Here is a 22,314-nt window from a genome sequence, read left to right as displayed (position 1 = left end):
TAATAAAAAATGAACTGTTAAAAATAGCAGTTCATTTTTTTATATTTAAATATCTAATAAATTTTTCTTGTAAGAAGAGTACATATTTCTTAATAAGCTCATTTTATCTTCTAATTCTAAATAAAGATCAGATGCAACTGCTAAGTTATCTTCATTAATTGCATCTTTAAGTCTTGTAAATAGACTCTTAGTAGAATTAGTATCCTTCATTATATAAAGTCTTAATTCATGAATTTTCATCCAATTAGTTAAATCTAAATCTAAAGCTTTATTTGCATCATGAAGGCATTTGCAAGCTCTTATTTCAGCAGTAAATTTATTTACTATTCTATGAGCTATTTCCATTTTCCATCTTTTAATAGTTGCCATTTTAAAGCTATTAATAAGTTGATCAGTTAATACGCCATTTCTTTTTAAGACTTCTACTTTTTCAGGGTATCTATCTAAAGCGCTGATATTTTCATATATTGTAGCTGGAGCCTTGCTAAAGTATTTGTTTCTTTCTTCTTCAGTAAAATCTTCAAATACATCTTCTTCAGCTCTATATTTTCTATTTTTTTCTAAATAATCTGCATCAGCACCATATTCTTTAGAAAGTTCAGCTAATAATTCATCATCAGTTTTATTATTATTTACTGCATAAAGAATACCATCAAGCATAGCCATGTAACATACAGCTATAGTTATATATGCGTTTGAATGTGGATTTGGAGAACGTAATTCAAATCTTGTAGCTAAAGGATTAGCTAGATCTCTAATAAGTCCAACAAGTATAGATCTATTTCTAGATGGATTACTTGGAGATAATCCAAGAGAAGTAACTATACAAACTGGAGCTTCAAATCCAGGTTTTAATCTTTTTAAAGAATTATTAGTTGAAGAAATAAATGGATTCATAACTTCATAGTTTTTAAGAAGACCCATTAATGAACCATATCCAAGAACACTTAGGAAATGATCCTTAGTAGTATGGAATAGGTTTATTCTTTTACCATTTTTAAGTTTTAAGCTAATTCCTACATGAACATGCATACCAGAACCAGCAACACCATCAATTGGTTTTGCCATAAATGTAACATCTAAACCATATCTTCTATAAGTTTCTTGAACTAATATTTTTATAAATAATTCATTATCAGCAGCTTGAACTGCATCTGAATATTTCCAGTCTACTTCTATTTGTTCCATTACATGATTAAAGTTACCAGAAGCATCTAATTTAGCTCTAACTCCACCAACTTCTTTATGCCCCATTTCAGGTTCGAATCCATAGGCTTCCATTAATAATAAGCTTTCTTCTAAAGCTGTACGAACTTTACCTTTAGTTCTTGTCCAATATTGTTCATGAAGTACTTGAGAAGTTGATAACTCTTCAAGTTCAGCATCAGTATTTGGAGTTCTAACCCAAAATTCTAACTCAGTAGCTGATGTTATTACAATTTCATCTATATCATCTTTTTTTATGTTATAAATATCTAAAACTTCAGGATGTGTTTCAAATATATTCCATAAATTATCTTTAAAAGTTTTAACTGCATTATTTAAAATATTTCTTGAATCAACAGGTTTATTATCGTGATATAAGAAACAAGGGATTCTTAAAGTACCTACAGGTTTATTTGTTGATTTATCAATAAAATCATAGTTATAATCAACAAACCATTTACAATTTAAGTCTGCAATCATATCTACTTTTGCATTGTTTAATGTTGCTATCCCTGGTAAAACAACTGATGATCCATCCGTTTGAACTGCAACTCCATGTAAGAATGAATCTAAGTCATCTAAAAATAAATTAACTGGAATTTTTTCATCTGTATCATTTCCAGAAAGATCGATACCAACAAATGATACGAACTTTATTTCAGGATGATTAGATAAAATTTCTTTTACTTGTTCTTTTGTATGATTTTCTTTTGGTATAGTGTAAAGTAAATTGTCAATCATAGGCTTGATTTCGCAATATTGATAAAATATTTACGAAATAAATTCACATCCTTCCTAATGTAAGTCGAATAATATTAATTAAAAATATTAAAACATTCGTAATTTCCTTATAGTGATTTTATTACAAATTTATCAATTATGTCAATATATTTATTAATATATTATAAATAAAATATTATATTTTTTTATAAATTGAATTTTTAGATTTAGATGTAGTGTTGACTCTATTTAAAGGTTAGGAGTAATTTTATCCCCTATTTACAAATTATAACACAGTTTTACAATTATTTAATAAAAAATATTGGATTTCTAATGCAAATATTTCAAAAATTAAGTATTATAAATGCATAATAATATTTATATTATTAATAATAGAAATATATAAGTATAGTTTAACAATAAGGAGAGTTATTATGGATGATGTTTTATGTCCAAAGTGTGGAGAAATAATTTTTGAGGAACCAAGCTGTGAAGCTAATGGAATTATAACTTGTGATAGATGTAAAAATCAGATTAAATGGAAATGTGATGGAAAAAACACAATAACGAAAGTATGTGAATAACTTAAATTAAAAATCTAATTCTACATAAATATAAAAGTCTCACTAAGGTGAGGCTTTTTATATTTATTTAGAATAATTTATATACCAAAATATGGAATAATATGGTAAAATTATGGTGGGGTATATATTTTATTAGTAAATTATATAAAATTAATCATAAATAGGGGATAAATAATAAAGGAGATGGGAGTAAAGGTGAATAAATGTAAAGAAAGGGTTAGAGAAGAGTGGTATGGGGTAGCAGTTACATTAGGAGTAATGCTAATAAGCTTTCTTATTTCTAAAAGTAATTTAAATGAATATTTTGATGTAATATTATATGCAGGCGTATTTCTAGTTATGGGTGGATTTTTATATGCTATTATGAAGCTTGATAATATAAAAATAGGACAAACAGTAATAATAGGAGGCATAGCAACAATGCTATTGAGCTGTGTAGTATAATGTTAATTATTTATAAACATATTTATAAAGTAAAAAAAGTCTGGAATCAGACTTTTTTTATTTTATAGTAAAATTTACTCTTCTGCTATATTTGAATTTGTATATTCTTCATACCACTTATTAAATAAAACTCTAATAGAAGCTGCAATTGGAACTGCAAGTAACATTCCAAGTAGACCTCCTATGTTACCTCCTACTAAAATTGCCATCATAGTAAATACAGCATGAAGTCCAACACTATTTCCAACTATTTTAGGTGCTAATAAATTATTATCAACTTGTTGTACAACAAGCATTGCTATAATAGCATAAATAACTTTTATAGGTCTTCCACTTAATAATCCCATGATTGCTGCTAAAATAGTACCAACTAAAGGCCCAACATAAGGTATCATATTACAAATTCCAGCAATAAGTCCGATTACAACTGCATAATCTATGCCAACTATAGATAAAGCTATTGCTGATAATATCCCAACACAAAATGCTTCTAATAATTGACCACGAATAAACTTTGAAAATACACCATTTATTAGAGCAAATGTTTCTGAAATTTTTTTCCCAGTATGACTACTCCTAAAAATTAAATAATACAGTTTTTTCCATAAACTAATAAAGTATTCAGAATCTTTAAGAATATAAATACTTATAATAATTGCAATAAAGAATGAAGCAATACTACTACCTATAGACATAATATTAGAAGTCATATTTCCAAGGTTAGTCATAATATATTTTTGTACTGTATCTACTATTTGAATTATATATGGTTGTAAGTTATCAATAAAAGGTATATTTAAGTTTTTTAGAGTATCTTCTATTGATGAAGTAGAGAATGAATTAGTATTTAAATATGATGATATATCTGACATTATATTTGTTAGTGTAGTATTTTTAGAAAGTTGTCCGCCAATCATAAAATAAATACCCCAAATCAAAGCTAATACAATTCCAATTATTAAAAGATAAGAAGATACAATAGCAATTACTCTTCTAGTAGATTGATTTTTTATTTTATATAAAGTATTTGTTCTTAGAAAGTTTTCTATAATTTTTGTTAATGGATATAGTAAATAAGCTATAACTATAGCAATAATTAAAGGTTTAATTAGACTAAGTATAGTTCCAATAATACTAAATGTAGTAGTAAAAATTGCACCTACATTAGACATTATAGTTAAGGCTAAATAAATAGCAATAGCTGTTAAAGTAACATATACTGAATATTTTAACAGTTTCTTATCAAAATGTATTTTCAATTATTTCACCGTCCTGATATTAGTGTATTTTTATGGTATAAGGTATATTATATCATAAAATAAAAATGGTAAAGGAGAATTTTAGTGAAAAAAGAGTCTGTTAACCTTTTTGTGAAAATATATAAAATAGAAAAAATATATATTTCTTAGAAGGATAATGAGAAATAATATAGAATAATCATAATTATCAGAATTTTTATAAAATAATATTTTGAAAGGGGGAAGGATAAGGTAGGAATATTTTAATTAATTGGAATATATAATAAATATAAATTACTTAATTATATATGATGTAATTTTAGAAGTCGTTAAATTAAAAAGATTAGGGAGGAATGTAGCATGGAAAATGTTTATTCACAAATTGATGTTAACGCTTACGTAGCAAAATATATGGATGAGACTGGATGTAGTTTTAGGGAGGCTTGTGAGGAGTTAGAAATTGATCCTACAAAAGTATTTGTAGCATATTCAGAAGATAGTGAATTACAATAATTTATAAAAATATAAATTAAATTAAATTAATCTGATCAAAACATAGGTACTGTATGAAAATAGAGTTTTCATATATTACCTAGTTTTGAATCAGTATTTTTGTAGTAAAATATATGAGACTTTACTATAATAAGACAAGCTGATATACTATAAAACATTAGTAAAAGATTTCAACAAAGAGGAAATAGGGAGGAAAAATTTGAAGAAAAGAACAAAGGAAACAATTTTAATAGGTGCTGGACTTATATTATTATCTGTAATTTTACATTATGTACATGTTCTAATTTTTAAGGATGTACATCATACAATGATATTCTTAGTTGCAGATATAGCATTTATTCCATTAGAGGTATTTTTCACTACAATAGTAATTGATAAAATGCTTGAAAGAAGAGAAAAAGAGCATTTATTAGAAAAGTTGAATATGCTTATAGGATTATTTTATACTGAACTTGGAACAAAGCTATTATCGGATATAGTAAAGGGTGACGCTCATGGAGTTATGGCTAATCATAGAACTATAACAGCTGATACGTGGTGTGATAAGTCTTTTTCAAAGTTGCATGAGGATATTCTTCAATATGATTATGAAATTAATATAGAAAAGATTGATTTGAAAAATATAAGAAATAGATTAGATAATAATAAGGATTTATTGATTAACTTAATTTCAAATGGAAATTTATTAGAGCATGAGACTTTTACAGAAATGTTAATGACTATAATGCATTTAAAGGAAGAGTTGGATACAAGATACTGTGAAGATATTGAAGAATATGAAATAAAGCATATAGAAACTGATTTGATGGCTGTATATAAGTATCTTACAATAGAGTGGGCAGAGTATATGAAATATTTAAGTAAAAATTATCCAAGTCTTTATTGTAAGGCTCTTATAAATAATCCTTTTGATAATAGAGATAAAAAGATTAAGGATAAATGTTTTTTAGGAAATATAAAATAGAAAAAATATTAGTTATAAAATAGCAATCTTAATTCATAAAAGATTGTTATTTTTTTATATAATATTTGGAAAATATTTTAAAAAAGGTAATAATATGATAAAATTTATATAGACTTATAGGAGGAATTATGGATACAAAAAGTGATAAAATATTATATTTAAATATTTTTACTAGAATATTAATGAGTATATTTACAGCTGTAGCAATTATAGCGATTGCTACAATAATAGCATTAAATCTTAGATTTATATATATATTTATTATAGATAAGTATAAGTTAGTTAACATTACAGGAGTTTCTAAAGCAAATTTAATTATTGATTACAATGAATTAATAAATTATCTTCAAAATCCATTTATAGAATCATTAAAGTTTGAAAATTTTACTATGAGTTCATATGGAGAAATACATTTTTTGGAAGTTAAAAGAATTTTTATTTCATTGATAGTTATAGCTTTAGTCTTTATAATAGCTAATTTGTTTTATATCTTTTTATGTAAACTTAAAATGAGAAGTTCTTATAAAAATATTATAAAAAATCTTAATTCAGGATCAAATATCTTAATAATATTTTTTATAATACTATTAGCAGCGTATGTTATAGATTTTTCAAAGGCATTTATAATATTTCATAAAATATTTTTTAAAAATGATTATTGGATATTTGATGCAACCATAGATCCTATAATAAATGCATTACCAGAGGATTTATTTATGATATATGGAGCTATAATATTAGGAATAGTTATATTATCCTCTATAATAATTAAATTAATAAATAAAAAGATGCCTCGATGAGGAAGCATCTATGTATCAGAGTTTACTGATGGAAAGATGGTTTCTGAGGCATCTTTTATTGCTGTAAATAAGGCTTCTGCACATAGGGTTTGTCCACTATTGGAGTTTAAAAACTTTTCATCTGAAGGGTTACTTAAGAAGCCAAGTTCAACTAAAACAGAGGGTGTATCATTTTTAGATAAAACTACTAATTCTGAATCAGACTTTATTTCTCTATCTTGAGTATAATTTAAGTTAGATAATTCAGTTTGTACAAGTTTGGCAAAGACTTCATTATTACCGTTTTTAGGATTGTACCATGTTTCTATTCCCTTATAGCTAGATGACTCATCGGTAGTATTACAATGAATAGAAATAAATAAATCTGCATTGTTTTCTTTTGAAATATTTACTCTTTCACAAAGGTTTTCCATTTCATCATCAGATAAAGAGAGATTATCTGAATCTCTTGTATAAACCACATTAAAGCCTGCATCTTGAAGTAGTTTCCCAAGTTTTAGTGAGACATTTAGGTTTATATTTTTTTCTAATGCACCATCTACTCCTGTAGCTCCATCATCCCAATCACCGTGACCAGGGTCAATACAGATTGTTAGAGCATTTTCATTAAAGTTATTATTAGAGTTAGATAATGTCAAATTTTTATCTTTAAAATTAGTATAGCTTTTAATAAGTAAAGTTACTAAGAGTAAAAATAATATTAGTAAGGTTATAAGTTTTAATGGCTGTTTTTTGTTTTTTTTATCTTTAGTATTAATAATAATCAACACCTTATTATATATTTAAGAAATATCTTATAATTTAATTATACAAAGAAAGAATGAAAATAATCTGAATTTTAAGTGATATTATTTATAAAGTTTTTAAATTTTAATATAAAGTAGAAAATAATATTTACGTATATTATTAGTTGCTTTTGAAAATAATAAAAATATTTGAGTTAAGACAATAAAAATAAATATGATTAATAAAATAAATGTATATTAAATTCAGCATCTTATGTAGCTTCTTTTAATAGTAAAGATATTTGTTATAAAGAAGGAGATATAATTGCTAATGAGTTAAAGTTAATTGGATATAATATGGACTATGCTCCAGTACTTGATATATTAAGTAATCTCCAAAATACTGTTATAGGGAATAGGGCTTTTGGAGAAAATGCAGAGGAAGTTAGCAATTTAGCTATTGAAGTTATGAAGGGAATACAAGATAATGGAGTTATATCTGTAGTAAAGCATTTCCCAGGGCACGGTGATACAAGTGTGGATTCTCATTATGGATTACCTTTAGTAGAAAAAAGTTTAGAAGAACTTAGGCAATTAGAGTTTATACTATTTGAAAATGCTATAAAAAATGGTGCAGATGCTATTATGGTTTCACATATTTTATTAAAAAATGTAGATTCAGAAAATCCAGCTACTATGTCAAAGATAATTATTTCTAATATTCTTAGGGAAAGTATGGGCTTTAAAGGAGTAGTTATTACTGATGATATGACTATGGGGGCTATTACACAAAATTATGATATAGGAGAAGCTGCTGTTAAATCAATTAAGGCAGGGGTTGATATAGTGCTTGTATGTCATGGATATGATAATGAGATAAAGGTTATAACTTCAATAGAAGAATCTATATCAAATGGGACTATTTCTGAAGATAGAATTAACGAAAGTGTTTATAGAATATTGTATCTTAAGGATAAGTATAATTTAAATAATGATAATGGTTCAGAAGTATATAATGTTGAAAGTATAAATACTAAAATAGAGGAATTGTTTGACTAAGGTTAAATAGTTGTATAGTAATGCACATGTTGTAATAATATTTCTTATTATAATATGTGCATTAATTTTTATTTTAATAAAGGGGATAGATGAAGAAAAAAGTTTCTATAAGTTTATGTATGATTGTTAAGGATGAAGCGAAGACTCTTTGTAGGTGTTTAAATTCAGTAAAATCATTTATAGATGAAATTATAATAGTAGATACAGGATCGAAAGATGAAACAAAGGAAATTGCATCAAAGTTTAATTCTAAAATATATGATTTTAAATGGATAAACAATTTTGCAGCTGCTAGGAATTTTGCATTTAGTAAGGCGACTAGTGATTATATAATGTGGTTAGATGGTGATGACTATATTAATGATGAAAATGTAAAAAAAATAAAATTATTGTTAGAGAATATGGATAAGAGTTATGACTATGTAAGTGCAGAATATATATTAGCAAGAAATGATCAGGGTGATGTAACTACATCATTAAGGAGAAATAGAATAGTTAAAAGAAGTTGTAGATTTATTTGGATAGGAAATGTTCATGAATATTTAGATGTTTATGGTAAGGGGCTTGAAGGGGATTTTGCTATTGAGCATGGAAAAATTAAAGAGTATACAGATAGAAATCTTCAAATATTTAGAACTATGGAGAAGGAAAATAAAAAGTTTACTCCAAGAGATATGTACTATTATGCTAATGAACTTTTTGACAATAGATATTATAAGGAAGCTATAAAACAATATAGAAGATTTATAAATACTAATGAAGGATGGATAGAAGATGTAAAGGGGGCCTATTTAAAGATTATAAGAGCATTAAATATAATTGATAGGAAGGATAAAATAGTTGATATTGCATTTGAGTCTTTTAAGCTAGATAATCCAACAGCTGAAATTGCATGTAGTTTAGGAAATTATTATCTTGAAAAAAATAATTTTAAACAAGCAGCTTTCTGGTATAGAGTTGCATTAGATTCAAGGCCAGATAATTATAATATGGCTATTTCTAATAGTGATTATTATACATGGATACCAAGTTTACAGTTATGTGTTTGTTACTATAATTTAGGAAATAAAAAATGTTCCTATTTTTTTAATGAATTAGCAGCAAGTTTTAATGGCGATTCAGAAAAGATTTTATATAATAGGGAGTTGTTTAAAAAGGAGTTTAAAGATTTAAATACGGAGGTTCCTAAATTAGATTATCCATTAAGATTAAGTGATTATACTAATTATCTGTAGAGGAATATAGCTAAATTATTGATTTGTTTATATTCAAAATTATAAAAAGTAATTACATTTACTTAAATATATAAGTATAAAGTAAATGTAATTACTTTTTTTAGAAAGTTATAGTTGAGTAAAGTTTTTTAAAGAGATATCAAATGCTTTTACTGAATGAGTTAGTTCGCCAGAGGAAATAAAATCTACACCTGATAATGCATAATCTACTACTGTATCTAAAGTAATATTTCCAGAGCATTCTATAAGTGCACGTCCATCTATTAATTTAACCATATCACTAGCTTCAGAAGGGGACATATTATCAAGCATAATAATGTCAGCACCAGCTTCAAGGGCTTCAAGTACATCAGCTTTAGATTCAGTTTCTACCTCTATTTTTCTAACAAATGAAGAATTAGCTTTAGCTAATCTAATAGCTTCTTTTATACTGCCAGCATATCCAATATGATTATCCTTGATTAAAATTCCATCAGATAAGGAGAATCGATGATTATTTCCACCACCTATTTTAACAGCATATTTTTCTAAAATTCTAAGATTAGCTGTAGTTTTTCTTGTATCTAAGATTTGTGTGTTCAATCCTTGAAGTTTAAGTACATATTTATTAGTTAAAGTTGCAATTCCGCTCATTTTTTGAAGTAAATTTAAAGCAACCCTTTCACCCATTAAAATATTAAGAGCATTACCTTCAACTTCACCAATTATATCGCCATTAGTAACCTTAGAACCTTCTGAGACTGATGATGTAAAAGTGACTTCACCTAATATAGCGAATACTCTTTCAAATATAGGTAATCCACAAATTATACCATCTTCTTTAGCTATAAGAGAAGCTTTGGCTTTAGAGCCTTTAGTTACTATTGAAGAAGCTGTAATATCACCATATGGAATATCTTCTTCTAATGCATTTTTTATTATTTTATCAACAATTAAATAGTTTAGCATATCTATTATCAACCTTTCCTTTTAAGTAGTTTATTAATTCATCGTAAGAATCTAATGCATATGAAGTTAGATTATTAATAATTTCTTTAAAATCTATTTCAGATATTTTAGAATTAATATTTTCAGCAGCTTGCTTGCTAAAAACTAATGCTTCTAATAGAGAATTACTAGCAAGTCTATTACTTCCATGTACTCCAGTACAACTAGCTTCACCAACAGCATAAAGATTATTCATAGAAGTTCTAGAAAATAAATCTACTTTAATTCCTCCCATACAGTAATGATGAGCAGGAGCTATTGGAAGTAAATCCTTATCCATTTCAAATCCCCTTTTTAAACATTCATTATATAAGAAAGGAAATCTACCCATTAAAAATTCTTTTGATTTTTTAGTCATATCTAGGTAAACATAAGGCTTATTAGGTGTATTTTCTATCTCTTTTAATATTGCAGAAGAAACTATATCTCTAGGAAGTAAAGAATCAATAAACTCATCTTTATTTTGATTTAGTATTATTCCACCCTCACCACGTAAAGATTCAGATAAAAGCAATTTTTTGCCTTTAGATTTTGGCTCATATAAAACAGTAGGGTGAAGTTGTAAATATTCCATATCCTTAATTTCAATATTATTTTTTAAACTAATATTAAGACCATCTCCAGTTAAATATTCAATATTAGTAGTTGAATTAAATATTCCACCAATACCTCCGGTAGCTAAAATAGTAAATTTACTATTTACTGTGGAAACTACAGAGTTATGTTCTATAACTCCACCGTAGCAGTTATTATTTTTACATATTAAATCTACTAATTTTGTATTTTCTAACATGGTAATATTATTTTTCTTAGATACAATATTTAATAAAGTTTCAGTAACGTATTTTCCAGTTTCATCTTTAACATGAACTATTCTAAATTTGCTATGGCCACCTTCTCGTGTATATTTTAAATTATCATTATCTTTATCAAATGGTACTCCGATTTCAACTAGATTATTAATATTTTCAATAGAGTTTTTTATTAATAATTTAACAGCTTCAGTATCATTATGATAATTTCCAGCTTTCATTGTATCATTAAAATAATTTTCTTCATCAAAAATACCGAGAGAAGTGGAAATTCCACCTTGAGCAAGATAGCTATTACAATCTTTAAAAGTATTTTTAGTTATCATTAATATCCTAATATCATCTCTTAAATTAAGAGCAGTATAAAGGCCTGCAATACCTGTTCCAACTATTAAAACATCATAATTCATATTTCTTATACAGATAAAAGATGCATATTTTCTAAAGCTTTATGAGCTTTTACTCTAAGCTCTTCGTCAATACGAACCTCAAATTCTTCATTTTTTAAACAATTATATAAATCATTAAGAGATATTTTTTTCATATTAGGACAAATCATTCCTGTTTTAGTAGGAATAAAAGTTTTATTAGGACTTTTTAATTTCATTTCATAGAAGACACCTTCTTCAGTTATAACTATAAAACCAGCTGCAGTAGAATTAGCGCTATAGTTAATAAGTTCAGAGGTACTTCCTATATAATCAGCTAAATCACGAACTTCTTTATTACATTCAGGATGAACTAAAACTGGATAATTTGGATATTGTTCTTTTAATGATATAATCTCATCTTTTTCAATTCTTTCATGAGTTGGACAAAATCCAGGATATAAAGTGAATTTTTTGTCTGGTAATTGTTCTGCTAAATAACCACCTAAATTTCTATCAGGTAAAAATATTATTTCATCGGAGTTCAAGTTGTTTAATATATCAATAGCTGATGATGAAGTAACACAGACATCAGATAAAGCTTTTATATCTAAATTTGAATTAATATAACTTACAACTTTAGCATTTGGATGCTTGTCCTTTAAATCTTCTAGGCGATTAACCAAGGCCATATCAGCCATAGGGCAAGTTGTGCTATTTGATGGAATAAGTACTTTTTTATGTGGAGAAAGTATCTTTGCACTTTCAGCCATAAATTTTACGCCACAAAATATTATTAAGTCTTTTGAGCTTTCCATGGCTTGTTTACTTAAAAAATAAGAATCACCAACTATATCGGCTATTTCTTGAATTTCGTCACATTGATAAAGATGAGCAACTATTAATGCATTTTTTTCTTCCTTTAATTTTAGTATTTCTTCTTTTAAGTTCATTTTCACACTTCCTTTTATTTGATTTACAGGTGTATATACACAAGATTAACATAAAAATATACATAATTCAATAATTAGTAATAATGCCTGGTATGTAAATATAAATAGTTATTTATATGGCTAATATGTTAAGATTAGAGTTTATAAATGTCCCTAATGGGGAAAAAATAAAGTCTGTATAAGGAACAAATTTGCATATAATAGAGTCTAATTAAGATGAGAAAAGTATTTAATAACTCTTTTTGAGGAAGTTATAATATTTTTTAATTATTATGTATACGAAAGAGAGAAAAGTATGGTTTTTAGTAGTATTTTATTTATATTTAGGTTTCTACCTATAGCAATGGTTTTATATTTTTTAACTCCTAATAAATTTAAAAATTTAACTTTGTTAGGTGTTAGTTTAGCTTTTTATTCATGGGGAGAGCCTAAGTACTTTTTAATAATGTTAGCATCAATATTTGTAGACTACTTGGTCAGCAGAGGAATAGAAAAATATAGAAAAAATAAAAAGATAAGTATTATGTTTTTACTTATATCCATATTATTTAATTTGGGAATGTTATTTTTCTTTAAATATTTTAATTTCTTCTTAGAAAATATAAATAATATTTTAGGTATATCATTAAAGTATGTAAAAATAACATTACCTTTAGGAATTAGTTTTTATACATTTCAAACTATGTCTTATACCATAGATGTATTTTTAGGAAAAGTTAAAGCAGAAAAAAATATTATAAATTTTGGAGCATTTGTATGTTTATTTCCGCAACTTATAGCAGGTCCTATAGTTAAGTATACTGATATAAATCTTGCATTAAAAAACAGAAAAGTAGATATATATCAAATTCAAGAAGGTATAAAATTATTTATACTTGGATTAGGAAGTAAGGTGATTATAGCAAATAATATAGGAGCACTTTGGTCAGAAGTTGAAGCAAAAGGATTTTCGGAAATTGGAACAATAATGGCATGGATATCTATTTTAGCTTTTGCATTTCAAATATATTTTGATTTTAATGGTTATTCATTGATGGCAATAGGACTTGGAAAAATACTAGGCTTTGATTTCCCAAGAAATTTTAATTATCCTTATATATCAAGGAGTATAACTGAATTTTGGAGAAGATGGCATATTACACTTGGTTCTTGGTTTAAAGAATATGTTTATATACCTTTAGGTGGTAATAGAGTAGGAAGATTAAGACTTTACATAAATCTTTTTATAGTATGGTTTTTAACAGGATTTTGGCATGGAGCTAGCTATAACTTTATATTATGGGGAATATATTTCTTTATATTAATAAGTATAGAAAAAGCAGGATTACTAAGATTTTTAGAAAAAAACAAAATAATATCACATATATATTCAATATTCTTTATAATCATTGGCTGGGCGATATTTGCAGTAGTAGATCTAGAACAATTAAAAATATTATTACAAAGAATGTTTACTATAAATATAGATAATGAATGGATATATTATATAAGAAATTATGGAATTACGTTTATAATTGCTACATTGTTTTCAACACCTATAATAAAAAATATATATAATAAATTTGTAAAAAGTGATATTTTAAATACAATAATTTTAATAACAATATTTTTATTATGTATAGCTTATTTAGTTGATGCAACTTATAATCCTTTCCTATATTTTAGGTTTTAGGAGGTAATATTAAATGAAGAAAAATTACTTACTATATAGTTTTATTTCAATAACTTTAGTAATAACAATAGTTAGTTTGGTTAGTAATGATAAGGAGTTTTCAGAATTAGAAAACAGAAATTTAAAAACAAATGTAACATTTTCTTTTAAAGATTTCTTAAATGGAAGCTTTCAAGAGAACTACGAAAAATATATAAATGATCAATTTCCTATAAGAGATAAATGGATAAGCTTAAAATCTATAAGTGAATATGCATTAGGTAAGATAGAAAATAACGGAATAATATATGGAGAAAATGGCAAGCTTTTTGAAAAGTTTGATTTATTAAATGAAGAAAGATTAATTAATAATATTGAAACTATAAAGAATTTTGGAGAAAGATATAAGGGGAAAGTTTCATTAATGGTAATTCCAAATTCTTATGAGATATATAAAGAAAGTTTACCACTAGGATCTCCTCAAATTATGCAGGAAAAAATAATTGATGAAATATATAAATACTCGTCATATACTAATAATGTAGATTTAATGAAAGAGTTAATTAATAATAAAGAGAAATATATTTATTATAATACAGATCATCATTGGACAACATATGGAGCATATTTAGGATATTGTGGTTTTATAAGTTCTATTGGGGGTAATGCAATAAGTTTGGATGAATTTGAAAAGGTTGAACTATCAGGTTTTTATGGAACATACTATTCAAAGTCAAAACCTTTTAATATAAATTCAGATATTCTTACCTATTATAAATTTAATGATTTGACGCTAGAACTAGTAGGAGATAAAATATATGATTCTATATATGATTACTCTAAAGAAAATTTAAGAGATAAATATGCATTATTCTTATACGGTAACAATCCTTTAACTATAATAAAAAATAATGCTATTAAAAATGACAAAAAAATATTAGTTATAAAAGATTCTTTTGCAAATTCATTAATTCCATTTTTAACTCAAAACTATGAGGAAATTCATGTAGTTGATTTAAGAAGTTTTAGTAGTAAATTAAGTGAGTATTTAGATGAAAATACTTTTGATAATATTTTAATACTATATAATTTTATAAATTTATCTACAGAAAATACTATTTTAAAGCTTAAATACTAAAATTATTAAGTGAAGAAGTAAGAGTGAAAAGTTAAGAAAATAATTCAGATTAGATGAATTAAAAAACTATATTTCAAGAAGCTATCATAGCAGTTTCAACCTTCACTTTTCGCTCTTATATTAAATAAAATGATATTTTACTTTACTCTATTTATAGAAATATTATAAAAATGATAAAATACTTATAGTTTTGGTATCTATAATATCGCCATTTCTAATCATATCTTTAATTTCATCTAAGGTAAAAATTTTAATATCTGTAAATTCATCTTCATCACATGATTTTGTTCCTTTATATAAATTAGTAGCTTTATATAAATGTATTATTTCATCACAAAATCCAGGTGCTGTAGCAATACTTCCAAGATAGATCATTTCTTTAGCTTTATAGCCAGTTTCTTCTTCTAATTCTCTATGAGCACAATTTATAATTTCTTCATTTTTATCAAGCTTTCCAGCAGGAATTTCAAGTATAGTTTTTTCTAGAGGTTTTCTAAATTGTTCTATTAGTATTACTTGATTATCAGTTAGAAATGGGATTATAGCACAAGCTCCAGGATGTTTAATTATATCCCTATTAGATAGATTTCCATCAGGTAATTTAACATCTACATTTATTAGATCTAAATAGTTACCATTATATATTACAGTTTCTTTAACAGTAGTTTCATAAAACTTCATAAATATATCTCCTTGTATATAATAGTTTTAAATATTTTATTTTAAGAATATTATATCATAAAGGTAAATGTAATATAATGGAGTATTTTGTCTAAATGCTATGTAACAATAACATTTTAAAAACATAATATGAAAGTATGGATAAACCAAATGATAAATTAGAATGTATGATTGGGAGGATAAAATGCGATACTATAGTAATTCAATGAATAATCCTAATAATAGGAATAGATTAAATAGAAGGAATAGAACAACTAGAAATAAAATGAATCAGTATAATATCTGGGATGAAAATGAAGATTTGTATTCAGATAATATCGATGAAAGTATGGGGTATTCTTGTAAGGAATATTGCGATGATGAATGTAAAGGTTGTTGTGTTGGGCCAACAGGACCAAGGGGACCAAAGGGTGAACCAGGATGTAGGGGACCTCAAGGTTGTCCAGGACCAACTGGTCCAACAGGAGCAACCGGAGCAAGAGGAGCAACTGGTGCAACAGGACCACAAGGAGCAACTGGGGCAAGGGGACCACAAGGAGCAACAGGAGCAACTGGAGCAAGAGGAGCAACTGGTGCAACAGGACCACAAGGAGCAACAGGAGCAACTGGAGCAACTGGAGCAACTGGAGCAACTGGAGCAAGAGGAGCAACTGGAGCAAGAGGAGCAACTGGTGCAACCGGAGCAAGAGGAGCAACAGGAGCAACAGGATCACAAGGTGAAACAGGATCAATAGGAGCAACAGGAGCAACAGGAGCAACAGGAGCAACTGGTGCAACAGGAGCAACTGGAGCAACTGGAGCAACTGGAGCAAGAGGAGCAACTGGTGCAACCGGAGCAAGAGGAGCAACTGGAGCAACTGGTGCAACAGGACCACAAGGTGCAAGAGGACCACAAGGAGCAACAGGAGCAACTGGAGCAAGAGGACCACAAGGAGCAACAGGAGCAACTGGAGCAAGAGGAGCAACTGGTGCAACAGGACCACAAGGTGCAACAGGACCACAAGGAGCAACAGGAGCAACTGGAGCAACTGGAGCAAGAGGAGCAACTGGTGCAACCGGAGCAAGAGGAGCAACAGGAGCAACAGGAGCAACAGGATCACAAGGTGAAACAGGAGCAAGAGGAGCAACAGGAGCAACCGGAGCAAGAGGAGCAACAGGAGCAACAGGAGCAACAGGACCACAAGGAGTAACTGGGCAACAAGGACCAATAGGGCCAACAGGGGCACAAGGACCAATAGGACCAACAGGAGCACAAGGACCAACAGGATCAAGAGGACCACAAGGAGCAACCGGAGCAACAGGAGCAACAGGAGCAACTGGAGTACAAGGAGTAACCGGACCACAAGGGCCAATAGGACCAACAGGACCACAAGGAGCAACTGGATCAAGAGGTGCAACAGGACCACAAGGACCAACAGGAGTAACCGGCCCACAAGGAGTAACTGGACCACAAGGAGTGACAGGGGCACAAGGGCCAATAGGACCAACAGGACCACAAGGGGTCGCTGGAGCAACCGGAGCAACAGGAGCAACAGGCCCACAAGGAGTAACTGGACCACAAGGAGTAACTGGGGCACAAGGACCAATAGGACCAACAGGACCACAAGGAGTAACTGGAGCAAGAGGAGCAACAGGAGCAACAGGCCCACAAGGAGCAACAGGATCAATAGGAGCAACAGGAGCAACAGGACCACAAGGAGCAACAGGGCCAACAGGAGCACAAGGAGCAACTGGAGCACAAGGACCAACAGGGCCAACAGGAGCAAGAGGAGCAACAGGAGCAAGAGGAGCAACAGGACCACAAGGTGCAACAGGAGTAACAGGACCACAAGGAGTAACAGGGCCACAAGGAGTACAAGGACCACAAGGACCAACAGGAGCAACAGGACCACAAGGTATCCAAGGAGAACAAGGTATTCAAGGAGAACAAGGACCACAAGGTATCCAAGGAGAGCAAGGTATCCAAGGAGAACAAGGACCACAAGGTATCCAAGGAGAACAAGGTATCCAAGGAGAACAAGGACCACAAGGTATTCAAGGAGAACAAGGTATCCAAGGAGAGCAAGGTATCCAAGGAGAGCAAGGTATCCAAGGAGAACAAGGACCACAAGGTATCCAAGGAGAACAAGGACCACAAGGTATTCAAGGAGAACAAGGTATCCAAGGAGAACAAGGAGCAACAGGAGCAACAGGTCCAAGAGGAGCAACAGGAGAAAGAGGACCAGTAGGAGCAACTGGAGCAACAGGACCAAGAGGAGCAACAGGAGCAACTGGTGCAACAGGAGCAACTGGAGCAACAGGAGCAACTGGGCCATCAGGAACTATAAGTGATTATGGAGTAATATTTAGAGAATTTGGAAATGAGCAAGTTGTACCATATAGATATAACGTAAGTTTCCCAGAAAATGATATTACAGGAGAAAATATAAGGCATATTGAAAATAGTACTGATATAGAATTATCAGCCAATAAATCATATTTTGCTAAGTATACAATATCTTATTCAATTAATTCTCGTGTTGAAGGAGATAGTAAAGAGATTATTTTTGCATTAACAGATAATGATGGAAATATTATTCCAAGTAGTGAGCACGTAGCATCAATTTCACGAAATGTAAACTCTAATAGTATTTCATTAGGCGTAATAATAACTCCTGAAGAAGATTATGTTATAAGGCTAACTAATTTAACTCAAGATGTTAAGAATGTTAGAATTAATGCAGCTACAGTAACAATATTTAGATTAGCATAAATATATTGCTTAGATAATTAGTATAAGTTTTATTTTAGGATCACTAATTTAGAGTTTAGTGATCCTTTTATTTTAATAAATTTTATAAATAGTATTTATGAAATGAAAATAACTTTCAAATAATCTTTATAATTATAACTAGCAAAAATGAAAATATATTTCTTTATATTAAATAAAAAATATAAAAAAACAACTCTAGTATAAAAATATAACAATAAAATGAAAAAAAATTCCGAAAAGGGTTGCGAGGTAAATGATTACATGATATTATTAAGTTAATGAATGAAAAATATTTTCTTAAATATTAAGGGGTGAATTTATATGTTTAATGAAATAAGAGGAAAGCTTATAGTTTCTTGTCAAGCTTTAGAAGATGAACCATTACATAGTTCTTTTATAATGGGAAGAATGGCTAAAGCGGCTAAAGAAGGTGGAGCAGTTGCTATAAGAGCTCAAGGCGTAGAAGATATATTAGAAATAAAAAAAGTTACATCGCTACCGGTTATTGGAATAATAAAAAAAGTCTATAGTGATTCAGAAATATATATAACTCCAACAAAAGAAGAAGTGGACAAGTTACTTACTACTAAGTGTGAAATGATTGCTTTAGATGCTACTAATAGAACTAGACCAAATGGAGAGTCATTAAAAGATTTGATAGACTATATAAAAGATAATGGAGTATTAGTTATGGCTGATATATCTACTTATGAAGAGGCAGTAAAAGCAGAAAAATTAGGAGTTGATTGTGTATCTACAACGTTATCAGGATATACTGATTATTCAACTCAAGGAGATGGACCTGATTTAGATCTTATTAGCAAGTTAGCTAAAGACTTAAAAATACCTGTAATTGGGGAAGGAAAGATAAATACGCCTAAGGAATTAAGAGAAGCATTAAAATGTGGAGCTCATTCATGTGTAGTTGGAGGAGCAATTACAAGACCACAGTTAATAACAAAGAAATTTGTTAATGCAATAAATAAGTAAATAAATAATTTTTTTAAAAATAATAATTAAAAGTTTATAAAATGGAGGGTTTAACAATGAAGGGAATTTATTCAGCATTATTAGTATCTTTTGATAAGGAAGGAAATATCAACGAAAAGGGCTTAAGACAAATTATAAGACATAATATTGATAAAAATAAAGTTGATGGTTTATATGTAGGTGGTAGTACAGGTGAAAACTTTATGCTATCAACAGAAGAAAAGAAAGAAATATTTAGAATTGCAAAAGATGAAGCAAAAGATGCAGTTAAATTAATAGCACAAGTAGGATCTATTAATGTTAAGGAATCAGTAGAGCTTGCAAAATATGCAACAGAACTTGGATATGATTCTTTATCTGCAGTAACACCTTTTTATTATAAATTTGATTTCCAAGAAATTAAGGATTACTATAATACAATAATTAATTCAGTAGATAATACTATGATAATTTACTCAATTCCATTTTTAACAGGAGTAAATATGAGTTTAGATCAATTTGCAGAGCTATTTGAAAATGAAAAAATAATAGGTGTTAAGTTTACAGCAGCAGATTTTTATTTATTAGAAAGAATGAGAAAGAGATTCCCTGATAAATTAATCTATGCTGGATTTGATGAAATGATGTTACCAGCAACTGTTTTAGGAGTTGATGGAGCAATTGGTTCAACATTTAATGTAAACGGTAAGAGAGCAAGAGAGATATTTGAATTAACTAGAGATGGAAGAATAGCCGAAGCTTTAGAAGTTCAACATGTAACAAATGATTTAATAACAGATATTTTAGCTAACGGATTATATGGAACATTAAAACTATTATTAGAAGAAGAAGGAGTTGAAGCTGGATATTGTAGAAAACCTATGAAAGAAGCTACTCCAGAAATGATTGAACAAGCTAAAGTTATTTATAACAAATACTTCTAAAATTTAAAGGTATAAGGGAGTGAGTGAAATGAAGGGTTTTACATGGGTTGATATGGTTGTGCTAGTAGTATATTTAGGGGCAGTTTTATTAGCAGGGCTAGCATTCTCAAAGAAAGAAATGAAGGGTAAAGAATTCTTTAAAGGGGATGGAACTATTCCTTGGTGGGTTACATCAGTTTCTATATTTGCTACATTACTAAGTCCAATATCATTCTTATCATTAGCAGGAAATTCTTACGGCGGAAGTTGGATTTTATGGTTTGCACAATTAGGTATGCTTATTGCAATTCCATTAACAATAAGATTTTTCTTACCTTTATATAGCAGATTAAAAATAGACACAGCATATGAATATTTAGAAGTAAGATATAAAAATAAGGGACTTAGAATACTTGGGGCTGTAATGTTTATAGTTTACCAAATTGGACGTATGTCAATAATTATGTATTTACCTTCCATGGTATTAGCACAACTTACAGGTATAAACGTTAATTTATTAATAATTGTTATGGGTGTTATTGCAATAATATACTCATATACAGGAGGATTAAAATCAGTATTATGGACTGACTTTATTCAAGGGATGGTATTAATAGTTGGTGTAACATTTGCTTTAGGGTTCTTATTATTTAATATTGATGGTGGAATAGGAGCAGTATTGGGTGAATTAGCTGGAGGAAAGTTCTTAGCACCAACAGATGTTGTTTTTGATATAAACATATTAAAGAGCAGTGCATTTATAATCTTAGTAGGTGCAGGGTTTAACACATTCTCATCTTATATATCAAGTCAAGATATAGTACAAAGATTTACTACTACAACAGATATTAAACAATTGAAGAAAATGACTTATGGTAATGGTGTATTATCAATATTCTTAGCTACTGTATTTTACTTAATAGGAACAGCATTATTTGTTTTCTATAATCAAAATCCAGCACTATTACAAACTGCACAACAAGACCAAATATTTGCATCATATATAGCTTTCCAATTACCAGTAGGTATTACAGGTATATTATTAGCAGCTATTTATGCAGCATCACAATCAACGTTATCAACTGGATTAAACTCAGTTGCAACAAGCTGGACATTAGATATTCAATCTAAAATATCTTCTAAAGAGTTAAGTTTTGAAAAACAAACTAAGATAGCTCAATATGTATCATTAGGAGTTGGTATTGTATCAATTTTAGTATCTATGATACTTGCTAATGGAGAAATTAAATCAGCTTATGAATGGTTTAATAGCTTTATGGGATTAGTTCTTGGAGTATTAGCTGGAATTTTCGTTTTAGGAGCATTTACAAAGAAAGCAACAAGCTTAGGTGCTTATGTAGCCTTTGGAGTATCAGCACTATTAGTTGTGTTCTTAAAATATAATGTTCCAAGTGTAACTTCATGGGCATATGCAATTATATCTATTTCAACATCAGTAGTTGTTGGATATATAACAAGTTCTATAGAATTAGCTGTAACAGGAAAGAAAGCAGATACGCTAGAAGCTGCAACAGTTTATTGTGATAGACAAACTGATGAGGTTTTAAGAGGCGAGTTAGAAGGAGTATAAA

Annotated in this window: 20 protein-coding genes; 13 read left to right on the top strand and 7 right to left on the bottom strand. The window is 28.6% G+C overall.

Annotated elements, in window-relative coordinates; translation table 11 throughout:
- Positions 1-45: 45 nt before the first annotated feature.
- Positions 46-1,947 carry a glutamine synthetase gene (locus tag HCG76_RS10175; RefSeq protein WP_221700220.1) on the bottom strand — a complete coding sequence of 634 codons (1,902 nt, stop codon included), beginning with the start codon at positions 1,945-1,947 and terminating at the stop codon, positions 46-48.
- 413 nt (positions 1,948-2,360) lie between these two features.
- Here HCG76_RS10175 and HCG76_RS10170 point away from each other — a divergent pair, with 413 nt between their 5' ends.
- A complete protein-coding gene (locus HCG76_RS10170; RefSeq protein ID WP_221700219.1) occupies positions 2,361-2,510 on the top strand; it encodes a hypothetical protein in 150 nt (49 codons plus the stop codon).
- Between the two features lie 195 nt (positions 2,511-2,705).
- Positions 2,706-2,954: a hypothetical protein gene (locus tag HCG76_RS10165; RefSeq protein ID WP_221700218.1), complete on the top strand. Its 249-nt coding sequence runs from the start codon at positions 2,706-2,708 to the stop codon at positions 2,952-2,954.
- A gap of 74 nt (positions 2,955-3,028) precedes the next feature.
- On the opposite strand, the gene HCG76_RS10160 is transcribed toward HCG76_RS10165, so the two are convergent.
- A complete protein-coding gene (locus HCG76_RS10160) occupies positions 3,029-4,213 on the bottom strand; it encodes an AI-2E family transporter (RefSeq protein ID WP_221700217.1) in 1,185 nt (394 codons plus the stop codon).
- A 339-nt stretch (positions 4,214-4,552) separates the two neighbouring features.
- Between HCG76_RS10160 and HCG76_RS10155 the strand changes: the two genes are divergently transcribed.
- The 3 genes from HCG76_RS10155 to HCG76_RS10145 all read left to right on the top strand — a co-directional run bounded on the left by HCG76_RS10155 (position 4,553) and on the right by HCG76_RS10145 (position 6,469).
- Positions 4,553-4,705: a hypothetical protein gene (locus HCG76_RS10155; RefSeq protein WP_221700216.1), complete on the top strand. Its 153-nt coding sequence runs from the start codon at positions 4,553-4,555 to the stop codon at positions 4,703-4,705.
- A 199-nt stretch (positions 4,706-4,904) separates the two neighbouring features.
- Positions 4,905-5,669: a hypothetical protein gene (locus HCG76_RS10150; RefSeq protein WP_221700215.1), complete on the top strand. Its 765-nt coding sequence runs from the start codon at positions 4,905-4,907 to the stop codon at positions 5,667-5,669.
- 128 nt (positions 5,670-5,797) lie between these two features.
- Positions 5,798-6,469 carry a TIGR01906 family membrane protein gene (locus HCG76_RS10145; RefSeq protein ID WP_260458092.1) on the top strand — a complete coding sequence of 224 codons (672 nt, stop codon included), beginning with the start codon at positions 5,798-5,800 and terminating at the stop codon, positions 6,467-6,469.
- An 8-nt stretch (positions 6,470-6,477) separates the two neighbouring features.
- Here the strand turns inward: HCG76_RS10145 and HCG76_RS10140 are convergent, their stop codons facing one another.
- Complete coding sequence (locus HCG76_RS10140) at positions 6,478-7,107, bottom strand: N-acetylmuramoyl-L-alanine amidase family protein (protein ID WP_221700214.1); 630 nt, start codon at positions 7,105-7,107, stop codon at positions 6,478-6,480.
- A 342-nt stretch (positions 7,108-7,449) separates the two neighbouring features.
- Here HCG76_RS10140 and HCG76_RS10135 point away from each other — a divergent pair, with 342 nt between their 5' ends.
- Together HCG76_RS10135 and HCG76_RS10130 are read left to right on the top strand one after the other, a co-directional pair.
- Positions 7,450-8,253 carry a glycoside hydrolase family 3 protein gene (locus HCG76_RS10135; protein ID WP_221700250.1) on the top strand — a complete coding sequence of 268 codons (804 nt, stop codon included), beginning with the start codon at positions 7,450-7,452 and terminating at the stop codon, positions 8,251-8,253.
- A gap of 89 nt (positions 8,254-8,342) precedes the next feature.
- Entirely contained in the window at positions 8,343-9,488 is a 1,146-nt protein-coding gene (locus HCG76_RS10130; protein WP_221700213.1) for a glycosyltransferase family 2 protein, read from the top strand.
- A gap of 108 nt (positions 9,489-9,596) precedes the next feature.
- Here the strand turns inward: HCG76_RS10130 and nadC are convergent, their stop codons facing one another.
- The 3 genes from nadC to nadA are packed head-to-tail and all read right to left on the bottom strand — an operon-like array spanning position 9,597 to position 12,608.
- A complete protein-coding gene (gene nadC, locus HCG76_RS10125) occupies positions 9,597-10,436 on the bottom strand; it encodes a carboxylating nicotinate-nucleotide diphosphorylase (RefSeq protein ID WP_221700212.1) in 840 nt (279 codons plus the stop codon).
- The gene (locus tag HCG76_RS10120) at positions 10,414-11,697 is read right to left on the bottom strand and encodes an L-aspartate oxidase (protein ID WP_221700211.1); all 1,284 of its coding nucleotides are present in this window, start codon (positions 11,695-11,697) and stop codon (positions 10,414-10,416) included. Before HCG76_RS10120 ends, nadC begins: the two co-directional genes overlap by 23 nt.
- A 5-nt stretch (positions 11,698-11,702) precedes the next feature.
- Entirely contained in the window at positions 11,703-12,608 is a 906-nt protein-coding gene (gene nadA / locus HCG76_RS10115) for a quinolinate synthase NadA (RefSeq protein ID WP_221700210.1), read from the bottom strand.
- 295 nt (positions 12,609-12,903) lie between these two features.
- Here nadA and HCG76_RS10110 point away from each other — a divergent pair, with 295 nt between their 5' ends.
- Both HCG76_RS10110 and HCG76_RS10105 read left to right on the top strand, forming a co-directional pair.
- Positions 12,904-14,280 carry an MBOAT family O-acyltransferase gene (locus HCG76_RS10110; protein WP_221700209.1) on the top strand — a complete coding sequence of 459 codons (1,377 nt, stop codon included), beginning with the start codon at positions 12,904-12,906 and terminating at the stop codon, positions 14,278-14,280.
- 13 nt (positions 14,281-14,293) lie between these two features.
- Positions 14,294-15,397: a DHHW family protein gene (locus HCG76_RS10105; protein WP_221700208.1), complete on the top strand. Its 1,104-nt coding sequence runs from the start codon at positions 14,294-14,296 to the stop codon at positions 15,395-15,397.
- Positions 15,398-15,559: 162 nt separating this feature from the next.
- Here the strand turns inward: HCG76_RS10105 and HCG76_RS10100 are convergent, their stop codons facing one another.
- On the bottom strand, positions 15,560-16,078 hold the full coding sequence (locus HCG76_RS10100; protein WP_221700207.1) for an NUDIX domain-containing protein: 519 nt from the start codon (positions 16,076-16,078) through the stop codon (positions 15,560-15,562).
- A gap of 184 nt (positions 16,079-16,262) precedes the next feature.
- On the opposite strand from HCG76_RS10100, the gene HCG76_RS19070 reads away from it, so the two are divergent.
- From HCG76_RS19070 to HCG76_RS10080, 4 genes are all read left to right on the top strand, one after another.
- Positions 16,263-18,830 carry a collagen-like repeat preface domain-containing protein gene (locus tag HCG76_RS19070; protein ID WP_311776393.1) on the top strand — a complete coding sequence of 856 codons (2,568 nt, stop codon included), beginning with the start codon at positions 16,263-16,265 and terminating at the stop codon, positions 18,828-18,830.
- Between the two features lie 321 nt (positions 18,831-19,151).
- Positions 19,152-19,820 (top strand): N-acetylmannosamine-6-phosphate 2-epimerase, encoded by a 669-nt coding sequence (locus HCG76_RS10090; protein ID WP_221700206.1) that lies wholly within the window; start codon positions 19,152-19,154, stop codon positions 19,818-19,820.
- Positions 19,821-19,876: 56 nt separating this feature from the next.
- Positions 19,877-20,743, top strand: a complete 867-nt coding sequence (locus HCG76_RS10085) for an N-acetylneuraminate lyase (protein WP_221700205.1) — start codon at positions 19,877-19,879, stop codon at positions 20,741-20,743.
- Positions 20,744-20,771: 28 nt separating this feature from the next.
- Positions 20,772-22,313, top strand: a complete 1,542-nt coding sequence (locus tag HCG76_RS10080; protein WP_221700204.1) for a sodium:solute symporter — start codon at positions 20,772-20,774, stop codon at positions 22,311-22,313.
- The last annotated feature ends 1 nt before the right edge of the window (position 22,314 follow it).

This window comes from Clostridium sp. K13 (genome assembly GCF_019734195.1).
Taxonomy (GTDB): domain Bacteria; phylum Bacillota; class Clostridia; order Clostridiales; family Clostridiaceae; genus Clostridium.
Note: the sequence above shows the minus strand (reverse complement) of the source record. Positions and strands in the feature narration are given on the sequence as shown.